Annotated in this window: 17 protein-coding genes; 7 read left to right on the top strand and 10 right to left on the bottom strand. The window is 39.7% G+C overall.

The genetic code is table 11. The annotated features are described in order from the left end of the window. The first annotated feature begins 230 nt into the window (after positions 1 to 230). The 3 genes from MTF67_RS10510 to MTF67_RS10500 all read left to right on the top strand — a co-directional run bounded on the left by MTF67_RS10510 (position 231) and on the right by MTF67_RS10500 (position 5,370). Entirely contained in the window at positions 231 to 656 is a 426-nt protein-coding gene (locus tag MTF67_RS10510; RefSeq protein WP_248519491.1) for a hypothetical protein, read from the top strand. A gap of 783 nt (positions 657 to 1,439) precedes the next feature. Then, a complete protein-coding gene (locus tag MTF67_RS10505; protein ID WP_248519490.1) occupies positions 1,440 to 3,884 on the top strand; it encodes a TonB-dependent receptor in 2,445 nt (814 codons plus the stop codon). A 133-nt stretch (positions 3,885 to 4,017) separates the two neighbouring features. Continuing rightward, on the top strand, positions 4,018 to 5,370 hold the full coding sequence (locus MTF67_RS10500) for a hypothetical protein (RefSeq protein ID WP_008126399.1): 1,353 nt from the start codon (positions 4,018 to 4,020) through the stop codon (positions 5,368 to 5,370). A 48-nt stretch (positions 5,371 to 5,418) separates the two neighbouring features. On the opposite strand, the gene MTF67_RS10495 is transcribed toward MTF67_RS10500, so the two are convergent. From MTF67_RS10495 to MTF67_RS10460, 8 genes are all read right to left on the bottom strand, one after another. Beyond that, complete coding sequence (locus MTF67_RS10495) at positions 5,419 to 5,670, bottom strand: hypothetical protein (protein ID WP_008126398.1); 252 nt, start codon at positions 5,668 to 5,670, stop codon at positions 5,419 to 5,421. 19 nt (positions 5,671 to 5,689) lie between these two features. Continuing rightward, a complete protein-coding gene (locus MTF67_RS10490) occupies positions 5,690 to 6,526 on the bottom strand; it encodes a peptidoglycan binding protein CsiV (RefSeq protein ID WP_248519489.1) in 837 nt (278 codons plus the stop codon). Further along, a complete protein-coding gene (mfd, locus tag MTF67_RS10485) occupies positions 6,526 to 9,999 on the bottom strand; it encodes a transcription-repair coupling factor (protein WP_248519488.1) in 3,474 nt (1,157 codons plus the stop codon). The genes MTF67_RS10490 and mfd overlap by 1 nt, the downstream gene beginning before the upstream one ends. Positions 10,000 to 10,048: 49 nt before the next feature. After that, positions 10,049 to 10,942 (bottom strand): carbon-nitrogen hydrolase, encoded by an 894-nt coding sequence (locus tag MTF67_RS10480; protein WP_203986798.1) that lies wholly within the window; start codon positions 10,940 to 10,942, stop codon positions 10,049 to 10,051. After that, complete coding sequence (locus MTF67_RS10475; RefSeq protein ID WP_248519487.1) at positions 10,939 to 11,994, bottom strand: agmatine deiminase family protein; 1,056 nt, start codon at positions 11,992 to 11,994, stop codon at positions 10,939 to 10,941. The genes MTF67_RS10480 and MTF67_RS10475 overlap by 4 nt, the downstream gene beginning before the upstream one ends. 106 nt (positions 11,995 to 12,100) lie before the next feature. Next, entirely contained in the window at positions 12,101 to 12,706 is a 606-nt protein-coding gene (locus tag MTF67_RS10470; RefSeq protein ID WP_006794671.1) for a PilZ domain-containing protein, read from the bottom strand. Positions 12,707 to 12,873: 167 nt separating this feature from the next. Then, positions 12,874 to 13,635 (bottom strand): haloacid dehalogenase type II, encoded by a 762-nt coding sequence (locus tag MTF67_RS10465; RefSeq protein ID WP_008126386.1) that lies wholly within the window; start codon positions 13,633 to 13,635, stop codon positions 12,874 to 12,876. After that, positions 13,635 to 14,285, bottom strand: a complete 651-nt coding sequence (locus tag MTF67_RS10460; RefSeq protein WP_248519486.1) for a peroxiredoxin-like family protein — start codon at positions 14,283 to 14,285, stop codon at positions 13,635 to 13,637. The genes MTF67_RS10465 and MTF67_RS10460 overlap by 1 nt, the downstream gene beginning before the upstream one ends. Positions 14,286 to 14,409: 124 nt before the next feature. Here MTF67_RS10460 and MTF67_RS10455 point away from each other — a divergent pair, with 124 nt between their 5' ends. After that, positions 14,410 to 15,297 (top strand): LysR family transcriptional regulator, encoded by an 888-nt coding sequence (locus MTF67_RS10455; RefSeq protein ID WP_248519485.1) that lies wholly within the window; start codon positions 14,410 to 14,412, stop codon positions 15,295 to 15,297. Here the strand turns inward: MTF67_RS10455 and MTF67_RS10450 are convergent. Then, positions 15,277 to 15,792, bottom strand: coding sequence for a DUF2937 family protein (locus tag MTF67_RS10450; RefSeq protein WP_248519484.1), 516 nt, complete (start codon positions 15,790 to 15,792; stop codon positions 15,277 to 15,279). The two genes, MTF67_RS10455 and MTF67_RS10450, sit on opposite strands and share 21 nt — an antisense overlap. A gap of 120 nt (positions 15,793 to 15,912) precedes the next feature. Here MTF67_RS10450 and MTF67_RS10445 point away from each other — a divergent pair, with 120 nt between their 5' ends. Genes MTF67_RS10445 through MTF67_RS10435 form a run of 3 tightly spaced genes read left to right on the top strand, consistent with a single transcriptional unit; the run spans position 15,913 to position 20,603 of the window. Next, positions 15,913 to 16,485, top strand: a complete 573-nt coding sequence (locus tag MTF67_RS10445) for an RNA polymerase sigma factor (RefSeq protein ID WP_248519483.1) — start codon at positions 15,913 to 15,915, stop codon at positions 16,483 to 16,485. Then, on the top strand, positions 16,482 to 17,558 hold the full coding sequence (locus MTF67_RS10440; RefSeq protein WP_248519482.1) for a FecR domain-containing protein: 1,077 nt from the start codon (positions 16,482 to 16,484) through the stop codon (positions 17,556 to 17,558). Before MTF67_RS10445 ends, MTF67_RS10440 begins: the two co-directional genes overlap by 4 nt. 9 nt (positions 17,559 to 17,567) lie before the next feature. Then, positions 17,568 to 20,603 (top strand): TonB-dependent receptor, encoded by a 3,036-nt coding sequence (locus tag MTF67_RS10435; RefSeq protein ID WP_203986811.1) that lies wholly within the window; start codon positions 17,568 to 17,570, stop codon positions 20,601 to 20,603. Positions 20,604 to 20,691: 88 nt separating this feature from the next. On the opposite strand, the gene MTF67_RS10430 is transcribed toward MTF67_RS10435, so the two are convergent. Then, positions 20,692 to 21,087 carry a biopolymer transporter ExbD gene (locus MTF67_RS10430; RefSeq protein WP_248519481.1) on the bottom strand — a complete coding sequence of 132 codons (396 nt, stop codon included), beginning with the start codon at positions 21,085 to 21,087 and terminating at the stop codon, positions 20,692 to 20,694. Positions 21,088 to 21,291 lie beyond the last annotated feature (204 nt).

The raw sequence follows: 21,291 nt of genomic DNA, 5'->3' as shown, positions 1-21,291 counted from the left end.
ATGCTTCAGAAAACAAACTCGAGAAACCCTAATTTTTGCGAGGGAAATAATAAATTTTTTGGCCTAAAAAAGATAGGTCAATTACGTAATATTATGACATCAATCAAACTTTGTGGCTTTGTTGTCTATTTTTTGATTAGCTGAGTGCCTAAATTTGATTATTTAGTGGGCCATGCTTGTCATTTATAAGCTTGATTATTAGTATCTGCTTTTATTCGGAGCGAATTTTTATGAAAGCAACCCAATTATGTTATGTGTTTTTGCTACTTTTATTGTTGACCGCCTGTGATTTTGATAATCAAAAAGACGCAAGCATACATAAAAATTCAAACTGCGAACCTAACCAAGAATGTACCTTCCCAAATAAAGTGAAAGTGTGGCTCAGTGATCAATCTCTTTCACCTGAAACACCTTTTACAATTTTCAGCAAATTACCCAACAATACAAAAATCACACAAGCAAAACTGAAAGGGATAACTATGTACATGGGATTTATCCCGCAGCAGTTTGTACAGCAAGGAGATTTGTGGCAAAGCGAAACCATGGTTGGCATTTGCTCAGAGAACAATATGCTTTGGACCCTTGAATTAACTGTTATAAATACAATCACTTCAACCGAAGATACCCTTAACTATTACTTTTATGTTACCTACTAACGAGCTTTAATAATATTACGAATTTACCAGTTAACCGATCACGTTTTATCCCAAATTTGTTGTTTACCTAAGCTTATAAACTTTTCTTTTTGATAGGCTCGAACTTGAACCGGTAATACCAATGCGAAGCAAAGCGTAATTAATTAAATGCACCAACCCTTTAGTCATTAGTGCTAAAATTTCAAAAATACATCTAAAACTAATTTTTTAATTAGCCCTGTCAAAAGTACGTAGTCACAAAGTTAAGCTTTCGCAAATGGCGCATTTATTCCAGCCAACTGATTTGATTTATACCCATAGTTAATATCAGTACCTCACATTCTTCATATAGTGTAGACCAAGTTTCAAGCAGACATGTTCAAGCAACATAAGCGAACTTATTATTCACTATGACCCAAAAGCTTTTCTTATGAGTTAGCAACTTTCAGGTGCTTTTACCTTTTTAATAATGGGGTGTGATTAAGTTGTTAATACCTGAATTATTGCTAAACAACAGGTGTAATTACATTTGATTACAAAGTAGAGATGTTTGATTTCATCTGTACTTTAATTGTATTAAAACTATTTTAACTTATTAATTTTAAATTGTATTTTTATATTAACAATGAAACAAGTAGTAACCTTTGTACCTTTTTTAGGTTTGCCTTTTTTGTCTTTGTCAAAAACCACTCAAGCGTTAAGTTTTCGTTCAGTTAAGTGCGCTTAAGTTGCCTGCCGACTCATTCTTCTTATAACAAATGAGTTTTACCAATCTTGGTAAATTCCAACAAGTAGGATTCTTTCATGACTAAATCGACTCTTGGTCTAGCTGTAATAGCAGCCATCCCAATGTTTTCAAGTGTACATGTACTAGCAGCAGACGAAGCTGCAAATTCAATCGAAAAAATTCAGGTCACGGGTTCACGTATCAACCGTACTGATATGGAAACAGCCAGTCCAATTACCGTTATTGGCGATGACTTTATTGCAAAAAGTGGTTTCACTTCTGTTGCCGATATTCTCTCAACTCAGCCATCTGCTGCGGGTATAAGCCTTGGTGCTTCAAGTAATAATGGTTCAGGTGGTTCTGCAACTGTTAACTTACGTGGCATGGGGTCACAACGTACCCTAGTGTTATTAAATGGTCGTCGTATGGTTTCTTCTGGTACCGGTGCAGACTCTTCAGTTGATTTAAATACCATTCCTGTTGCAATGATCAAATCAATTGAAATCTTAAAAGATGGTGCATCAGCGGTGTATGGATCTGATGCAATTGCTGGTGTTGTTAACATTATCACTAAAAAAGATTTTGAAGGTACTGAGCTTAATGTTGAAGGAAGTCGCACAACTAAGGGTGATGGTAACAACTACGGTACTAGCTTATTACACGGCATGCAGGTTGCCGATGGTAACTTAGTTGTTGGTGCACAGTTTTCAAGCCGTGGCGAGGTGATCCAATCAGATCGTAGCTTTGTGCCTGCAGGGCAGTCTTCGTTTATTCCACAAGGTACGCTAGGCGGTAAAACATACGAAGGTAATGGTGAGTTTGCAGATAGAACAACGTCGTACGACTTTACTACATCGAGTTATGCACAAACACCAAACGATCTGTACAGTTTATTTACAAGCTTTGATAAAGAGCTAGACGCTGATACCACATTCAATGTTGACCTTATGTATACACGCCGTGATTCATCACAGCAATTGGCACCTCAACCAGCCAGTGTAGATTTACTTACAGCAAACCTTGATAACGAATACACCAATGCGTTTATTGTCGACGGTGAGCTTACCGATTCGCTAGAGTATCGCAGAAGAATGGTTGATGCTGGGCCGCGAATATACGAGCAAACAACAGACACATACCGTGCATCAGTGGCATTACAAGGCGTCTTAGATAACGATGCAAGCTGGGATGTAAGTGCTACTTACGGCAGAAACGACTCTAAAGATAAAGTACAAAACTCGATCAATGCAAGCCAAGTAGAGCAAAGTATTTACGCAAACCAAGCAATTTGGTTTAGTGGTGATGCACTTAGCCGTGACTTTTTAACTGCTAACGATTCTATTTACACTGAAAGCAATGAAGGTGGAAATGAGCAATTTATCCTATCTGCAGGTTATAGCGCACTAACCGATAGCGATATTGGTTACGCTATAGGTATTGAGAACCGTTTTGAAAGTGGTTTTTACACACCTGATTTAATTACACAATTGGGCCAAAGTACAGCAGCACAGCAAGATCCTACTGAAGGTGACTATTCGGTACAGTCTATCTACTTTGAAACATCGATGCCGGTATTAGAAGTCGTGACACTTGAAGGGGCTGCACGTTACGATAATTACTCTACCTTTGGTGGTGAAACAACGTGGAAACTGGGTGCTACATGGGATGTAACAGATTCATTTATGGTTCGTTCTGTACTAGCTACCGGCTTTAGAGCGCCAAATGTTGCTGAACTATTTGGTGGCAACTCGGGCTCTTACGATTACCTAGCCGATCCATGGGGCAACGAGCAAGACGCACAAATTTTGGTAAATTACACCAGTGATGCAGACTTACAAGCAGAAGAAAGCCGTTCGTTTACATTTGGTATGGTGTGGGAAGTAGTTGACGGTTTATCTACAACACTTGACTACTGGAAGTTTGACATTACAAACGCCATTACGCGTTTAGATGTACAAAACGAAATGAACAACTGTTTTGCGGGCGACACGCAGTCGTGTGATTCGGTAAATATTACCCCAGCAGGTGATTTATCAAACTTAAGCTCAGCATTAACCAATGTTGGCTCTCAAAAAACGTCAGGTATTGATTGGAACATTGGTTATACCGCCGATAACTACCGTATTAACTTAGATACAACTTACTTGGTTGAATTTGAGCAAGATGATATTGATTATACGGGGACTATTGACGGTAACATTGGTGGCTACTCTAAAATCAAATCTAACTTATCTGTAAACTACGATTTGTCTGATGCGTTTAGTGTGCTTTATAACGCACGCTTTATTCGTGGCATGAGTGGCGACTACTACGGCGAGTCGTTCAGCACAGACAATGTTATTTATCACGATATTTCAATGACGTACAACCTAAATGAGTCACTAAAAGTGACAGGTGGTATGAATAATATTTTTGATAAAGAGCCAGAAGAAGTACTTGGCGGAAATGACATGGGCACCGTACCTGAGATTTACGACGTAATTGGTTCACGAGTATTCGCAAATATTAACTATAAGTTTTAACTGCAAACAAATACGTTAACCAGTGTTTAAGTTAAATATTTAAACGAGTAAGGCTCCGTGTTTACGGGGCCTTTTTTATTGAACAAATTACTGGAGGCAAGTAAACTAAAACGAATAGAAAAAGGAGAGTTGATTGTTAAAACAAGACGAAAATTTATCTTTTGTCATTGAGCCCGAGTTAAATGCGCGTTCAGAGCAGCGTATTGATCTGTACTTTTCTATTCCTAACGAAATGGGAATAAACCCCAAAACACTGAGCGAAGAGTCTTACTTCAACAATCAGTTCAAATCTCACTTAGCTTACAACGCTAACAATATTCACTTGCCATTAGTACGAAGCCGTTTTGTAAGTAAAAACAAAGGCGAACAGCAAGACTACAGGCAAAATCTAAACTTATTTTGTTACCAAGTGCGTTTAGCGCTTGATGCTGATATTAAGGATGCGCTTAAGTTAAGCGAGGCGGAAGAGTTTTATAATCGTGCAAATGAATTATTTGAGCAAAGTGAAGGCCTATTAAAAAAGTTACGCCGTTATACACCCGATGATGAAAAGTTACTGCCGTTTTATACAAACGCAGATAACTATCTGAGTTGGCACGTTGAGCAATCATTTTTAAAATTACTAGATGAAGGCCCGCGCAGTAGCGATTTTGCTAAAGAGCGGAACGACCTTTTGCAATTTTGTAAAAGCGAAAACGTGTACAGAGCAGATAAAAACTATAACTCTGAAACCACCCTTCAAGACGCCAATCGAATCACAAATAAAATGCGTTTATTGCAACGTTTAATTGAGCATGGAGTAATACTTCAGCGCAATACTCGCTTTTTAAATAGTTACCTAAAGCGCTTAGTAAAGGGAACAGTAACAGCGGTTATTATGGCGTTTGTGATGCTGGTAATTCTTAATGCGCGTTCCAGTTTTACAGAGGTAACAGCGACTCTCATTTTGATACTGGGTGTAATTTATGGTTTGCGTGAAATTTTTAAAGAAGATATCACCCGTGTAATTTGGCGCGCAATAGTTCAAGGGCGGCCAAAATGGCGATTTACCTTTAAAAATAGTATTACCAAAGACAAAATAGCCAGCCAGTTTATTTGGCTTGAGTACACGCGTTTTAAAAAAATACCGAAAGAAGTTCAAACCATTTTTTCAAAACGTCGCCAGCAAAACAAACAGGCTGCGCAATGGCTGCACTTTGCGAGTGAAACGCGCGTGTCGGCCAAAGAGTTTTTACCTGGATACGATACGTTACAGCAAACACTGCAATTTAACCTAGCGCCATTTGCCCGTTATTTAAAACGTGGTGAAGGTAAGCTTTACCATTTAGATAGCAATAAAATATCAAAACAAGCCGTTGAGCGACGTTATCAATTAAATATGGTATTGGTGCACACTGAAGGTGATAAAACACTTTATCAGCGTTATAAAATCACCTTAAATCGCAGTAAAATAGTCAACATTGAGCTCATTTATTCTAAAAAATAAAAAAGGGGGGATAGACCACAGTCTATCCCCCCTTTTTTATACACGACTTTATTGAGTTAAGCCGTGCTTGCTGTATAAAGTCACTTTGTCTGAAACGAGTGTAATCTCTATATTTTTAGACTCGTCGCCCCAAACACAGTTAGTATGAAGTGTTTTTTCTACGCAGTTGTCAGCGCTACCTAATACAGCCTCTACTTCAGCTTTATCCATACCAATCTTAATTTTTTCGTAGTTTTCTACTGTTACTTTAGAGCATGCAGCCAGGCTTAGTGTAGCTGCAATAATTAGGAGTTTTTTCATTGTTGTATCCTATTAAGTATTAATGTTTAAATTTTCTAATTTGGACAATCATGCCCATGCGAGGGTGGTCAAAGTAATGAATTTCACCACTTATTACACGTTTAAATTGTGAAAACCGTGATGACTCTACATCACCACTTTGTAGTTTTTGGCTAATATCAAAATCTGCAGTGATAAATAAATAGTGACGCAAGTGAATTTTAAATAACCCTTCTAATTCCCATTTACTAGTTGATTCATCGGGGTCGTTAAATAAGCTAGGCTGCGGCTCTAATAAACTAACAAAGTCTGGATTTGAATAGCGCGGCACATCAAAAACGCGTGTTTTGATAAGCTCACCGGCAAATAAGTGCATGCTTGGCGCACGTGATTTACTTTTTGCTTCAAAACGCCATCCAGTATGTAAAATAGGCGTTAAGCCTTTACGGTCTAGTTGCTCAAACTGCGTTTTAAATTGTAACTGTTCTGGGGCAAGTAAGTAGGGTTGCTCCATGGTATCAAGTGCCGGTGCCACAGGTGTAACAGGCAATGTATCGTAACTTTGAACATAGTCGGTGCTTGCATCGCAAACACCCGAGCGTGGATTGTCGTTAACGAGCGAATCCGTAAATGAGCGCTTTTGAAAGCGTGTATCGCCATCAATACAGGCTTGCATGGCTTGTTCGGTATAAAGTGGCGTTAATAAATCAAGCGTGTTTTTAGCTTCAATAGCCTCGTGTTTTAAACTAAAGTCTTCTTGTAAATAGGGGGCTGGGCGCTGTTTAAATATCAGCACCTCAGCTTCAAACCAACGCTCTGCAACTGCAGTGCTGCTAAATAAGCAACATAAAACTACCAGCGATTTTTTTAGCAACATTAATGGCTAACCTTTTTTTCGAAATCTGCAATCATAGCAGTGACCATTTTTAAGCGTTCGCGGGCATTTGCCTCACTAATAGCGAAGCGCAATTTATTTGCGCCTTCCATTTTATAAATATGCGGTGCACTTTGTATCAGCCCAATAATGAAGCTAGGATTAACCTTGGTATTTTGGCTAAATTCAAAGTAGCCGCCTTTAGGGTTTGCCTCTATTTTTGTTATCCCTAAATTACTGGCTTGCATTTTGAGTTGTTGCAAACTAAATAAGTTTTTAGCTGCATCAGGTAATAAACCAAATCGGTCTATTAGTTCTACCTGTAACTCATCAATGTCGCCTAGGTTAGCACAACTAGCTACACGCTTGTACATACCTAATCGTGCATTTACGTCATGTATATAATCATCAGGCAGTAATGCAGGCAGTTTTAAGTCAACTTCGGTTTGTTTTTGTAAGAGGTTTTCAAGAGTGGGTTCTTTACCTTCACGCAGTGCATTTACTGCTTGCTCAAGCATTTCCATATACAAGCTAAAGCCAATAGTTTGCATTTGCCCAGATTGATCGTCTCCCAATAACTCACCTGCACCACGAATTTCTAAATCGTGTGTAGCAAGTGCAAAACCAGCGCCTAAATCTTCCAATGATTCAATTGCTTGTAGACGTTTGCTGGCATCTTTTGATAATGCTTTAGGGTCGCCTGTAAGCAAATAGGCATATGCCTGATGGTGGCTTCGGCCTACACGCCCACGCAATTGGTGTAATTGTGCTAAGCCTAGTTTGTCGGCTCTATCCATAATAATGGTATTTGCAGTGGGTACGTCAATACCGGTTTCGATAATGGTTGTACACACAATTACATTGTATTTTTGGTGATAAAACTGGGTCATTATTTGCTCAAGCTCTTGCTCGCGCATTTGCCCATGAGCGGTAATTACATTTGCTTCAGGCACCCATTCACTTAATTCTTGAGCCACGCGTTCAATTGTTTCAACGTTATTGTGCAAAAAGTACACTTGGCCACCACGTTTAATTTCACGCAAAATGGCTTCGCGAATAAGCTCCACATCACGTTGGCGAACAAATGTTTTTACCGCCAAGCGTTTGGCCGGTGGGGTAGCAATAATAGATAAGTCGCGCATGCCACTCATTGCCATATTGAGCGTTCGAGGAATAGGCGTTGCGGTAAGCGTTAAAATATCGACATCTGCACGTAGCGCTTTAATTTTTTCTTTTTGGCGTACCCCAAATCGATGCTCTTCATCTACGATGAGTAGCCCTAAATCGTTAAATTTAATGTCTTGCTGAATAAGTTTATGGGTACCAATAACAATATCTAGCTTGCCATTCGCCATATTTTCTAGCGTGTCTTTTTGCTCTTTGGTTGAGTTAAAACGAGAAAGCACACCCACCTCGATAGGGAAGTCAGCAAAACGGTCTTTAAAATTCTCATAGTGTTGCTGCGCAAGCAGGGTAGTGGGCACTAAAATGGCAACTTGTTTACCATCGTTAACAGCAACAAAAGCTGCCCGCATAGCGACCTCGGTTTTACCAAAGCCTACATCACCACACACTAAACGATCCATCGCTTGTTTTGATTGCATGTCGCCTAAGACAGCTTCAATTGCATTACGCTGGTCGTCGGTTTCTTCAAACGGAAAGCTTTCACTAAACTGGCGATAGGCTTGTCCGTCTAGGGTAAATTTATTGCCTGGTTTAGCTTGGCGCTGTGCGTATATATCAAGTAACTCTGCGGCTACATCACGAACTTTTTCTGCAGCACGTTTCTTTGCCTTTTCCCACGCATCAGAGCCGAGCTTATGCAGTGGTGCACTGCTTTCTTCGCCGCCTGAATAACGGCTAAGCATATGTAGTGCCGACACAGGCACATACAATTTAGACTCACCGGCGTATATTATGGTCACAAATTCTGTAATTACACCTGCTGCATCAATAGTTTGTAAACCTTGATAGCGGCCAACACCGTGGTCAAGATGCACAACAGGCTGACCTTCTTTGAGCTCAGCTAAGTTACGAATTAGGGCGTCTTGGCTTGCTTCGTACTTATGTTTACGGCGTCTGCGCTGCGAGACTTTAATACCTAGCAGCTCTTGTTCTGTAATAATTGATAATGAAGGTTTAGAGCCAAGCACAACGCTTTGCTCAAGCGGACTTACAATTAAGCCTACATCACTATCGCTTTGGGTAAATTGTTCAAAGGTATCAAACTCTTTAAACTTTAAACCGCTGGGTTTCAAAATGTTGAGTAAAGACTCACGTCGACCATCCGACTCAACGCTCAGTAATATGCGACTTTTTTTCTTCTTTTGTGCTGTAACGTAGTCTATAAATGCCGCATAGGGCTCGTGTTGTTTATGATCTATTCTTATTGCAGGTAATTCACATACGGATAAATTTTTATTACCCGCTTTTGTGCCCAGCTTGGCAAGCGATAAACGAATACGCGCAAATTGCCCTAAGTTAGAAAACAGCTCTTCAATTGGCTGATATAAGGCATTTGGTTCAAGCAGTGGGCGCAGAGGGTCCACTTTACGGTTTTCGTAACGAACATTAACATCGTGCCAAAAATTATCCGCAGCGTGTTCTAAATCGCCTAACTGCATAACGGTTGTATCATCAGGCAGGTAGTCAAAAATAGTGGCTAGGCTTTCAAAAAATAACGGCATGTAGTATTCAATACCAGCTGGCCAGTTTCCTTTACTAACTTGCATGTAAACAGAGTCTTGCTCCGAACTTGCACCAAACTTTTCACGGTAACCAATCCTGAAACGCTCAATATCTGACTCATTTGTTGGAAATTCATGCGCTGGCAGCAGTTCAATTTTATCTACTTTTTCATCAGAGCGCTGCGTTTCCACATCAAATAGACGAATGGTGTCTAATTCGTCATCAAAAAAGTCGAGTCTAAATGGATGCGGACTACCCATAGGGTATAAATCGACGATTGAGCCACGAATTGCGTACTCACCATGTTCCATAACTTGTTGCACGTTTAGGTAACCGGCTTGCTCTAAGTTTTGCCTAAAATTATGTGTGTCGAGTTTATCGCCTACTTTAAAGTTTATTGTCGAACCATAAATAAACGAGGCCGGAGCGGTTCGCAGCATAAGCGTAGACACAGGCACAATTAATACGCTTTGCTGTTCTTTTTTTAGGGTATTTAATGTAGCTAAACGCGCAGAAATAATATCTTGATGAGGAGAAAAATGATCGTAAGGCAAGGTTTCCCAATCAGGAAATACCATTACCGGATTATTAGGTAATAAATATTCTAGCTCTGTTTCAAGGCGCAGCGCGCTGGGGGTGTCGGGTGTAATAATTAATACTAAGTTCTTTTGCTGTTTAACACCTTCGGCAATAGCAATACTTAAACCACTTCCGCTTAGCTGCCCCCACTGAATTTTATCTTTTTGAGATTTTACCCAAGGCAAGGCTGCCAATTGCTCAAACGCCATTTATTACTCCATTTGATTGGCCCTTAACAAGTAAGAGCCATTCTTTTAGTTAGTCGCGGTATATTTTTGTAAGGTCGCTGTAGTGATCAATTCGGCGATCACGCAAAAACGGCCAGATACGTCTTACGTTTTCTGAGCGTTTTTGATCAACTTCTACCACTAATATTTGTTCATCGATGTTGTTAGCTTGCGCTAAAAACTCACCCTGAGGACCCGCAATAAAAGAGTTACCCCAAAATTGAATGCCGCTGCTATGTCCGCTTGGGTCGCTCTCGTGGCCAACACGATTACAGCTAATCACCGGTACTCCATTTGCGACCGCATGGGCACGTTGACTAATAACCCATGCATCTTTTTGACGTGTTTGTTCATTTTGGTCGTCATTGGGATCCCAGCCAATAGCGGTTGGGTAAATTAATAGCTCAGCACCAGCCATAGCCATTAAACGCGCGGCTTCTGGAAACCACTGATCCCAGCATACCAACACACCTAATTTACCTACCGATGTTTGAATAGGCTCAAAGCCCAAGTCGCCTGGGGTAAAGTAAAACTTTTCGTAAAAACCAGGGTCATCAGGTATGTGCATTTTGCGATATTTACCTGCAATACTACCGTCTTTTTCAAGCACCACTGCAGTATTATGGTACAAGCCTGTTGCACGCTTCTCAAACAGTGACGCCACAATCACAATATTGAGCTCTTTAGCGAGTTCACCTAAGGTGTTACTGCTTGGCCCAGGTATGGTTTCTGCCAGGTCAAAGACATCAACGTCTTCGGTTTGGCAAAAATAAAGGCTACGATGAAGCTCTTGTAAAACAACAAGCTGAGCCCCTTTTTGAGCAGCTTCACGAATGGCTTTTATTGATTTAGCCATGTTTTCATCGGCGTTATGGTTGTTGCTTTGTTGCACTAAAGCAACGGTTAATTTTGCAGGGCTTGTCATTGTGCTGCTCCAGCTAAAAATCCACGCGGTAATTGCATTGTAATACAGTGAAGGCTACCAAATTGCTCAATTATAGGCTGGCAATTCACGCCAATAATAGTGTGCTGCGGATACGCTATTTGAACCTGTGCTAATGCACAGTCGTCGTTTACATCGTTGTATGTAGGCACAAGCACTGCATTGTTAATAATTAAGTAATTGGCATAGGTTGCAGGTAAGCGTGAATTTCCATCGTCATACGCTGCCTTAGGCCACGGTAGTTCAACTAAAGTATATGGGGTGTTACCTGCTTTTTTAAAGCTTTTCAGTTGGTTTTCCATTGCTTTTAGTGCGGTGAAATGCTCGTCATTTTCATCATCACATTGTACATATACAAGCGTATTGTTTGGTGCAAATCGTACTAGGGTATCAATGTGGCTGTCGGTATCGTCGCCAGCTAAATAACCGTGATCGACCCATAAAAAATCGGTGGCACCTAAATACGTTTTTAATAAGGTTTCTATGTCTTGGCTCGATAAGTCAGGGTTACGGTTTTTGTTAAGCAAACATTCGCTCGTTGTTAGCAATACGCCGTGCTCGTTTATTTCAATACCGCCACCTTCAAGCACCATATCTAGGGCTTGGTAATCATTGTTTGCATGGCTTAGCTGTTCAACAACCGCTTTATTAATTTGGTTGTCGAGTGCGCTTTCAAATTTGTTGCCCCAACCATTAAATGTAAAATCATAGACCTTTAATTTGGTCTCATCATTAATATTTGCACATGTTAGTGGGCCATGATCGCGCGCCCAGGTGTCATTAGTGGGTGTTACAACAAAATGAACACGCTCTAAATTAATATTTGCTTGGTTAAGTAGTGCAGTGATATGTGCTTTTAAGGCTTCGTCGTGAGCAACAACAACTAAAAATTGGTAGTGTGTTATATGCTTTGCAAGCTCAACATAGACTGGCTCAACACGGGCTAGATTATCGGCCCAATCGGTATGTTTATGTGGCCAAGTTAGCATTACAGCGTCTTGCTCAGCCCATTCAGGTAAAAGTCTAAAGTTCATGGCATTTTTATACAAATAGAGATACTGCTAGTTTAGCAGTTGTGCTACTTCCAAGTCACTTGAAAAATAGGTTTGCTTTGCCATATAAACTGTATTGTAAAACCAATTATTCAGAGCTTGAATCGTCTAATGGTTGCTCTAGTTCTTGGCGTTTTTTTAGTTGGCGCGTTTGCGCATGTAAACTTGCTCTTACTATTAATTCTTGATCAGTGTTTCTGATAGATGTAAAAAGCACTGTGTATTGGTAGTGGTCGTTATCTTGTTTTTCTATGGCAACCACTTCAGTGTAGCAGTAAACAGCTGATGCCTCATGATGCAAAAAAAGTTTTGTCCTAAACGATTGGCCAATAGAATACACATCTGACGACGTAAACTTAATACCTCCGCCGCCATAGCTATCGCAGTGTATTGCATTTTCTTGCGCTTGTTCTGAGGCCAAAATATGGCTCATAATTAAATCTATTTTTCGCGATTGTGCCTGCAAAAATGCAGCAAGCTCTTGGGCTACATCGCCTAAGTTTCGAAGTGGACGTAACGAGCTTTGTTCAAGCTCACTCACTTCATTAGCTAATCTAAAAAGAGGCGGGATATCATCGTCAAGTGCTAGCTGAGATTTAGGTACTTGTTCATTAGATACAGCAAACAAATTAACCCTAATGCTCTCGTTTATTTGAAAATACTCTTCAAACTCGCTTAATCTTTGACTATTCATAATTATCTCCACAACGTGTTATTTTAAATAGTAGCGTTGTGAGGGGTAAATTGCTAGCAGTTAAAAGGGCTAAATACATTGTTTACACGCGGTTTTTAGCAATAAAAAAGCGGTCAATCTCTTCCTGAGAATGGCCGCTTGGGTATTGATTTTATAATTTGCGCTCGTTATTTAAGTAGAGCGGCTAATTCATGTAAATCTTTCACAACGTGATCAGGTTTTTTCGCAAGCGGGTATAACGCTTTCCCTGGGCGTGCAATAAAAGTTGTTTGTAAGCCCGCTTGTTTAGCGCCCGCTACATCCCAACCATGTGCAGCAATCATCATAGCCTCGTTCGGTGCGACGTTTAGCTTTTTAAGTACCCATTCGTAGGCACGTAAATCAGGTTTATATATTTTTATATCTTCAATGCTGTAACGCGCGTCAAAATATGACAATAAACCTGCGTTTTCAAATTGAGTTTTAACGCCTTTATTTGACGAATTAGTTAAGCTTACTAACTTATAGCCCTGCGCTTTTAGTTTTGCCAGTCCGTCTTTCACATCGCTATGTGGAGGTAATGATAATAGCGGTGTAACAATGGCCGTTTTAGCTTGCTCGTTGGTAATTTTAATATTGTTATTATTTGCCACCATAGCAAGCGAAGCCACACCAATTTGGCCAAAATCGTGATAATCACCGGTCACTGTATCTACTAACGAATTATGTAACATGGTTGAAAACCAAAGAGGCAGTAAATCTTCTCTGCCACCCAACGCTTTACCAATCGAGGCGCGCATACTTGTTAGGTCAAGCAGGGTCTCGTTTACATCAAAAATAAGTACTTTTGGTTTTTCTTTACTTTCTTCAGCGTTCACTGAGCTACTCAGTAAGCTTGCGCCAAGGGCAAGTGTAAGACTTATTAGCTTTAATGATTTTAATAAAGGCATTATTTATTTTCTCCATCAAGTGCGGTCATTACATCACTTGGCTCAGCGCGAAGTGTGTAGTCTTCGTTTAAAAATGCATAAGTGATTACACCTTCTTGGTTAATCACGTAAGTGGCAGGTAGGGGAAGTTGGTATGTTTTATCGCCGTAAGTGTGTTCAAAATCAATACCAAACCCGGTGTATAATTCTTGAATACGTTTATCGAGTGTAAATAATAAGCCAAATTGCTGTGCAACTTTATTACCAACATCTGAGAGCACATCAAACTCAAGCTCATTTTTTTGGGCAGTCGTTAAGGTTTGATCTGGTAGCTGAGGAGAAATTGCCACCAATTGGGCGCTCTTAGTTTTAAACTGAGGTAAAAAATCGTTCAGTGCTTTTAATTCTAAATTACAATAAGGGCACCATGCGCCTCGGTAAAAACTAACAACGACAGGGCCTTTATTTAATAAATCGGCCAATTCTATATTTTTGCCTAGGTGGTTTGCCAAAATAAAGTTTTCTATTTTATCGCCAACCTGTAAGGCTTTATTTCGTATGTGTTGAGCAATTAATTCTTCGTTTGTTGTATTCATTAATGCTAAAACGTCTGCGGGCAAATTAGCTTCTTTTTGAACATTAAATGCATCTATTTGTGCTTTTAAACTCATGGCTTAGTCTCATCAATTATTAAACTTGGTCAAAAGTATATGGTTTTAAATATTTAAATAAACATTGCAAAACTGAAAGCTTCATTCGAAAATATTAAACATTGAAAAGACATTGTGGGTTTTTATGTACAGCTTAAGTGATCTAGAAACGTTTATTGCTGTGGTTGAAAATAAAGGGGTGCTGGCAGCCGCTCGTGAACAGCGTTTATCACCTGCAACAGTCAGTCATCGCTTAAGTAAATTAGAGCGAGAGCTCGCTACAGTGCTTGTGTTTAGAGATAGCAGAAGAGTGCGCTTATCACCCGCGGGAGAAGTATTTTATACCCGCATAGGTGCAATAATTGAAGCATTACGTGATGCAGAGCACAGTATTGGCGCACGTAGTTCATCGGTAAGTGGGTTATTAAGAGTAACCATGCCACCTTGGGTTTTCTCTAAATATGTAATGCCTAGGCTTAATGAATTTGAGCATGCTTTTCCAGATCTAAAACTAGACTTTTTAATAACCGATCAGTTTGTAAACGTAGTTGATGATGCGCAAGATGTCGCTATTCGTGTAGGGCAATTAAATGATTCAGGATTGCTTTCTCGTAAAATAGTCAATAACAGTCGTGTATTATGTGCTGCGCCTAGTTATATAAAAAAGCATTCAATGCCAACAACCATCTCTGAGTTAGAAAAACATTTTTGGGTCTGTCTGCCATGGCAACGCCAATTAAAGCTTTATGATGCCCAACAAAAAATTCACACGTTTAATGCACAAACGCGCTTTACCATTTCAAATTCAGACAACATGACCCAAGCTGCCATTGCGGGTCACGGTATTGCTATAAAGTCTAGGCTTGCAATAAACGATGAGCTAAAAAATGGCACATTAGTAGAAGTGATGCCTAACATACTTGCACAAAGCGATGCCCCTGTATGGTTTTTACGGCCACAAAATAGCTTAACAACTCGAAAAACAGATGTGTTTTTTGACTTTATGAAATCGTTATTCGCACGTACTGATTAATCGCAGATAAACGCGTTTAATTAAAACCATAAACAAAAAACCTGTAAGCTCTGCAATAAACGCAATGATTATTGCGGTGATAATTGCTGCGGTAATTGAGTCTGTTTTTAAAATTATTTGCCCTTCAAAACGTTGCCATACTTGCTGTTTTATAGTGTGAAGCTCGCTACGTAGCGTAAACAGATAAGGCGAGTTTGAAAATTCATCAACAGCCCTCGCCAAAGTTTGCTGACGCTGGCTGAGAGTTTGAATATGATTGGCACCTTCTCCCACAATTTCATCGCCTAAATTTTCATAGTGCTTTATTAACTTAGCAAGGTCGTTATTAAAGTATTTTTTTGCGTCTTTTTGAAAAGGCGCTATTGCATTATTTGCCTCCACTAATTGTGCGTTCAATGCTTGGCCAAAATCACTCACAAACGCGGGTATTTGTACGCCTAAAAGTAGCCCGCAAGCAAAAAAACTCAGTCGGATATAGTCTAAAATTTTACCCATTAATTCTCCTAATAAAAAAATATGACATTTATACAACTAAAAATTTACATTTAACTAGTTTTTTATATTCAAAACTCGTAATCTTACGCTAACAATAATAACAACAGGTGTTTACTAAAGATGACCAAAAAGAATAAATTTGCGTCAACATTTGTTGATATTTCAAGCCAACTTAAACGCTTTGTTTCACGCATAGTACAGCCCGATGATGTAGAGGACATTGTGCAAGAAACATTTATTAAAAGCTACGAGGCTGATTTAAAACAAGATATTCAATATACCCGTAGTTACATGTTAAAAACCGCTAAACATTTAGCATTAAACCATGTTGCTAAGTGGGACAACAAATTTAATGATTCGCTAGACGACGATAGTGAATTACCTGTGTTGCTAAAGTCAATGCAGCTCGAAGATGAATACACGTCAAAAGAACGTTTTTTACTGTTTTGTAAAGCAACAGAGCAGTTAAGCCCATCAACCCGTAAATGTTTTATACTTAAAAAAGTATATGGCATGAGCCAAAAAGAGATCGCAAGCGAGATGCAGCTTAGTCAGAGTACTGTTGAAAAACACATTGCTAAAGGGTTATTAAAAACCATGCTTTACATGCGCGAACACGATCAAAGCCAAGTGGCAAAAACTAAGCACGACAACTTTCTTCATCCGTTAACAGTAAAGAGGGTTGCAAAATGAGCAATGTTCATCAATTTACTTCAAAAGATTTTATATTAGAAACAGCTTGTAATTGGATCAGCGCCATTGACCGTGGCTTATCAAAAGATGAAAAAGAGCAGTTTACATTGTGGATGATGCAGAGCAACGCTCACCAAGATGCGCTTTACGAGCTAGCCCACTTATGGGATGAAATATCTGTTTTAAACGAGCTCAGTAATTTATTCCCTCATCGTAATAGTAAGCAACCCAAGAAAAGATGGCTGGTTTCAACGTCTATTGCAGCCAGTTTATTTACAGCTCTTATGGTGTGTAGTTATCTATTAATTAACTTAGAAAATGGTTACAGCCAACAATTAGCAAAAGTTAATTACACTAAAATTTATAAAACTAAAGTTGGCGAGCAAGCAACTTACGCATTACCCGACGGCACCATTGTGCAATTAAACACCAATAGTTTATTAGAAGTTGCCTACAGCAAAGGCCGCAGACAGCTATTGCTCAACAGAGGAGAAGGGCGTTTTAACGTTGCTAAAGATGCATCTCGTCCATTTAGTGTAATGGCTGGCAATAAGAGTTTTACAGCATTGGGTACTGTGTTTAATGTTCAGCGTAATACATCTTCAGATTTAGAACTGGTGGTAACCGAAGGCAAAGTAATGATCACCGATCCAAGTGTGGCGGTGGATGCCAGTGACTTTAAAGCCTACCAGTCAGCTGACAAAAACGCAGATAAAATTCGCCAAATTAACGCCAATATAGTTACATCTGGCGAAAAAGCCGTTATAGAAAAAAGCATCACCAAACCAATTACCCAGCTTTCTATTGATGATGTTGAACGTGACTTAGCATGGCAAAATGGCATGCTTGTTTTTAATGGTGAGCCGCTTAGCGATGCCTTAAACGAAGTGAGCCGGTATACTTCTACACGTTTTAAATTATCGTCTAAAGAACTTGCGTCTATTAAAGTAGCGGGTGTTTTCAAAGCAGGTGATGTGGCTGGGTTGCTAGAAAGTTTACACACTAACTTTTCTATTAACCATGAACGCCAAGGTAAACACACAGTTACGCTTACGCAAAATACAAAATCATAAGAAGCAGCTATGCAAATCAGACATATGTTAGATAAAGTTGCATCTTTAAATCCTGCACGTAAAAAAAAGATTAAAAAAAAGAAACAAAACCATAGAGGATTTTTGTTTGCCAGCTGTTTATATACAGTGCGCAGTAACCAATTGCATTTATTGAGTGGTTTATGTGTGTTTGCACCAGCTATGTTTAGCCTAAGCGTGCAAGCCGCAAGTCAAACTACCGGGCAAATGGTGCAATTTGATATAAAAGCGCAGCGAGCAGACAAAGCCTTAATTGAATTTGCTAAACAAACCAAGCAAACCGTGGTGTTTTCATACGAGTTAGCTAAAGAGTATGAAGCAAATTCAGTCTATGGATTTTATACCCAACTAGATGCGCTGGAGGCATTATTGGTGGGGACTGAGCTCGATGCGGTTGTTGATCAAAATGGATTACTGAGTATAAAACTCAAACAAATCAACAGGAATGATAACAACATGATGAAGCTTTCAGCAGTCAGTGCAGCAGTATTACCGGCATTACTGGCGGTAAATTCTCAAGGTGTAAATGCAGCAGAAGACGTTGCTCAAGACAAAATCGAAAAAATTGCAATTGTCGGTAGCCGTGTAGCAGGGCGTTCGGTTGAAGATTTACCCGTTCCGGTCGATATTTTAAGTGCTGAAGCACTTGAAAATACAGGACAAACTGAAGTGGGTCGTATGCTACAAGCAATTGCGCCTTCATTTAACTTTTCAAGTTCATCTATTAGCGACGGTACCGATGCATTAAGACCTGCAACGTTACGTGGTTTAGGTCCCGATCAAACATTGGTGTTGATCAACGGTAAACGTCGTCATCAAGCTAGTATTATCCATATTAATACATCGGTTGGTCGTGGTACTGCCGGTACCGATATGAATGCTATACCGGCATCTGCTATTAAGCGTATTGAAGTACTTCGCGACGGTGCGGCTGCTCAATATGGGTCTGATGCAATTGCTGGTGTTATCAACATTGTATTAAAAGATGGTAGTGAAGGTGGCAAAGCAGCTATTAATTATGGTGAATACTCTGAAGGTGACGGCGAAACAGTTAACGTTGACTTCAACAAAGGCTTTGCACTGGGTGACAATGGTTACTTAAACACAACGATTAACTACCGTGACCGTGCGCCAACTAATCGTGCAGGCTTGCATGGTTCATGTCAGTTTTACGGCTGTGAAGAACTAAGCGATGGTACATTGTTAGCCGGCGATCCGCGTGAATTAACAGCTGATCGTAACACATTTAGAATCGGTGACGCTGATTCACAACAGTTTGGCTTAACGGTAAATACTGGCTACGAGTTAGGCGATGGCGAATTATATGGTTTTATTACGTATTCAACACGTGATAACGAATCAGCCGCATTTTTCCGTCATAATGCTAATGCGGGTGGTAATCCAGTATTGCAAGATGGCGACGCAACAATCCCACTTGGTTTCTTACCAAAAATAAACACCACCATTGATGATATTTCTTATAACTTTGGTTACAAAACAGAGTTTGATAACGATTCAAGCCTTGATTTATCGTACACGTACGGTGAAAACAGCATCGACTACACAACAAGCGATACAATTAATGCGTCATACGCTAACTTTTTGCGTTACGAACAAGGTTTAAGTGCTGCTGATATTCGTACTACTATCCCGCGCGAAGCATACGCATACGGTATGGAACTATCGCTGCAAACAATTAATTTAGATTTTACTAAAAACTTTGATGACTACTCACTTGCGATGGGTGCAGAGATGCGTACCGATGAGTATCGTATTTTAGCCGGTAATGAGTATGCATATCGTGATTACGATACAAATAACGGCGTAAGTATTTACAGTGGTTTAAGCGGCGGTGTTGGCAGCGAAAATGCTTCTGGTGGCACGCAAGGCTTTGGTGGTTCGTCACCTGCATCTTCAGTAGATGAGTCACGCGATGTAATTTCGTTTTACTTAGACGCTGAAGCATATGTTATTGAAGACGTTATTTTATCTGGCGCACTTCGTTACGATAACTACAAAGGCTTTGGTGATACGGTTAACTTTAAGTTAGCAGGTAACTGGGCAATTACAGACGATATTTCATTACGTGGCGCATTAAGCTCAGGTTTTAGAGCGCCATCTATGCAACAGCTTTACTTTAACAACATCAGCACACAGTTTGTTGTAGGGCCAAATGGTACATTGGTAGCCGAAGAAGTGGGCACGTTTAGAAACGATTCAACACTGGCGCAAAGTTTAGGTATTCCAAAACTTAAAGAAGAAAAGTCTCAAAACCGTAGCTTAGGTATTGTATATAACGTTACAGACAGCATTAACGTAACAGTAGATTACTACTCAATCGATATTGATGACCGAATTGTTATTAGTAACCGTTTAGGTAAAGGGCTGTCTACTAGTTTAGACGCAGCGCTTGTTAGCTCTGGTGCAGGTGCTGGTCAGTTTTTCTTGAACGGCGCAGACACTGAAACCAGCGGTATAGATTTTGTTGCAACATATAACACTGAAGGGTTTGGCGGCACACTTGATTTTACCCTTGCTGCAAACTTTACAGAAACTGAAGTTGTTTCGTTATTCACACCTTCTGGCTCAGGTCTTGAAACTGTGCCGGTAGAAAGTGTGTTTTCAGATCAAGAAATTTCGATTATTGAAGAGTGGCAACCAGAAGATCGTATTAACCTAAGCGCGCTTTACCAAAACGAAGATTGGACCGTTAATCTGTCGCTTAATCGCTTTGGTGAATACACAGTTGAAGACGGTGGTCGTCAAACTTACGGTGCCGAAATATTAACAGACGTAAAAGTTAATTACTTCATTAACGAAAACCTATCTGTGAATGTAGGCGCTAATAATTTGTTTGATGTATACCCAGACAAAAATGAAATTGGCAACTCTCGTACAGGCACAATTGTAGATGCTAACGGCAATACCGTTGTAAGTAGTAACGGTGTGTTTGAATACTCTCGTCGTTCAGCACCTTTTGGCTTTAACGGCGCGTACTACTATGTAGGCGCAGAGTACCGTTTTTAATAAATAACTCTCCCTTTCGTTATTTAACTCAAAGGGCCGCAAGGCCCTTTTTTTGGGTTTATATTTAAGGCTAATTAGCTAACAGGTTTTAGTCAGAAACCAAGCTAATAGCGTAGTTGTCGTACTTTTTAATGCTGTTCATCACAGTCATCAGTGTGTTGTGCTTGCTGTTTTCATCTGCTTTTATAAGCACAGAGCTTATTTTATATTTAGCTGCAAACATGGCTAAGTTGTTCGACACTTGCTCCAAGTCAATTAACCTCCCTGAAAAGTAAACGCCGTTATTTGCATCAATACTGAAAACCGCATTTTTACTTTGTTTTTCAATACTTGGTTTGTCTAATGGGCGATTTAATTCAATGGCGACGGGTTTAACAAATGAGGTAGTAACAATAAAAAATATGAGCAGTATGAACACAATATCAAGCATTGGGGTCATGTCTACGTCGGCGTTATTTTGCAGTTTAGCTGTTTTATTTTTCATATTGGACCTTACTATTTTAATTAAAGCTGCGGCGCCACAGCGAGGTTTTTAGGATCCTATTAACAAAACTAGCACAGCTGAAAAATAATACAGTTAAATAAATATTCTAATAACATTAAATATTTGTATGAATTATGTTCTAACATGTAACTTAAACAGGTTAAATGATTTTAAAGCAATAAAAAACCCAGCCTATCGCTGGGT

The organism is Pseudoalteromonas sp. 2CM32C, from assembly GCF_023161925.1.
GTDB classification, from domain to species: Bacteria; Pseudomonadota; Gammaproteobacteria; order Enterobacterales; family Alteromonadaceae; genus Pseudoalteromonas; species Pseudoalteromonas marina.
Note: the sequence above shows the minus strand (reverse complement) of the source record. Positions and strands in the feature narration are given on the sequence as shown.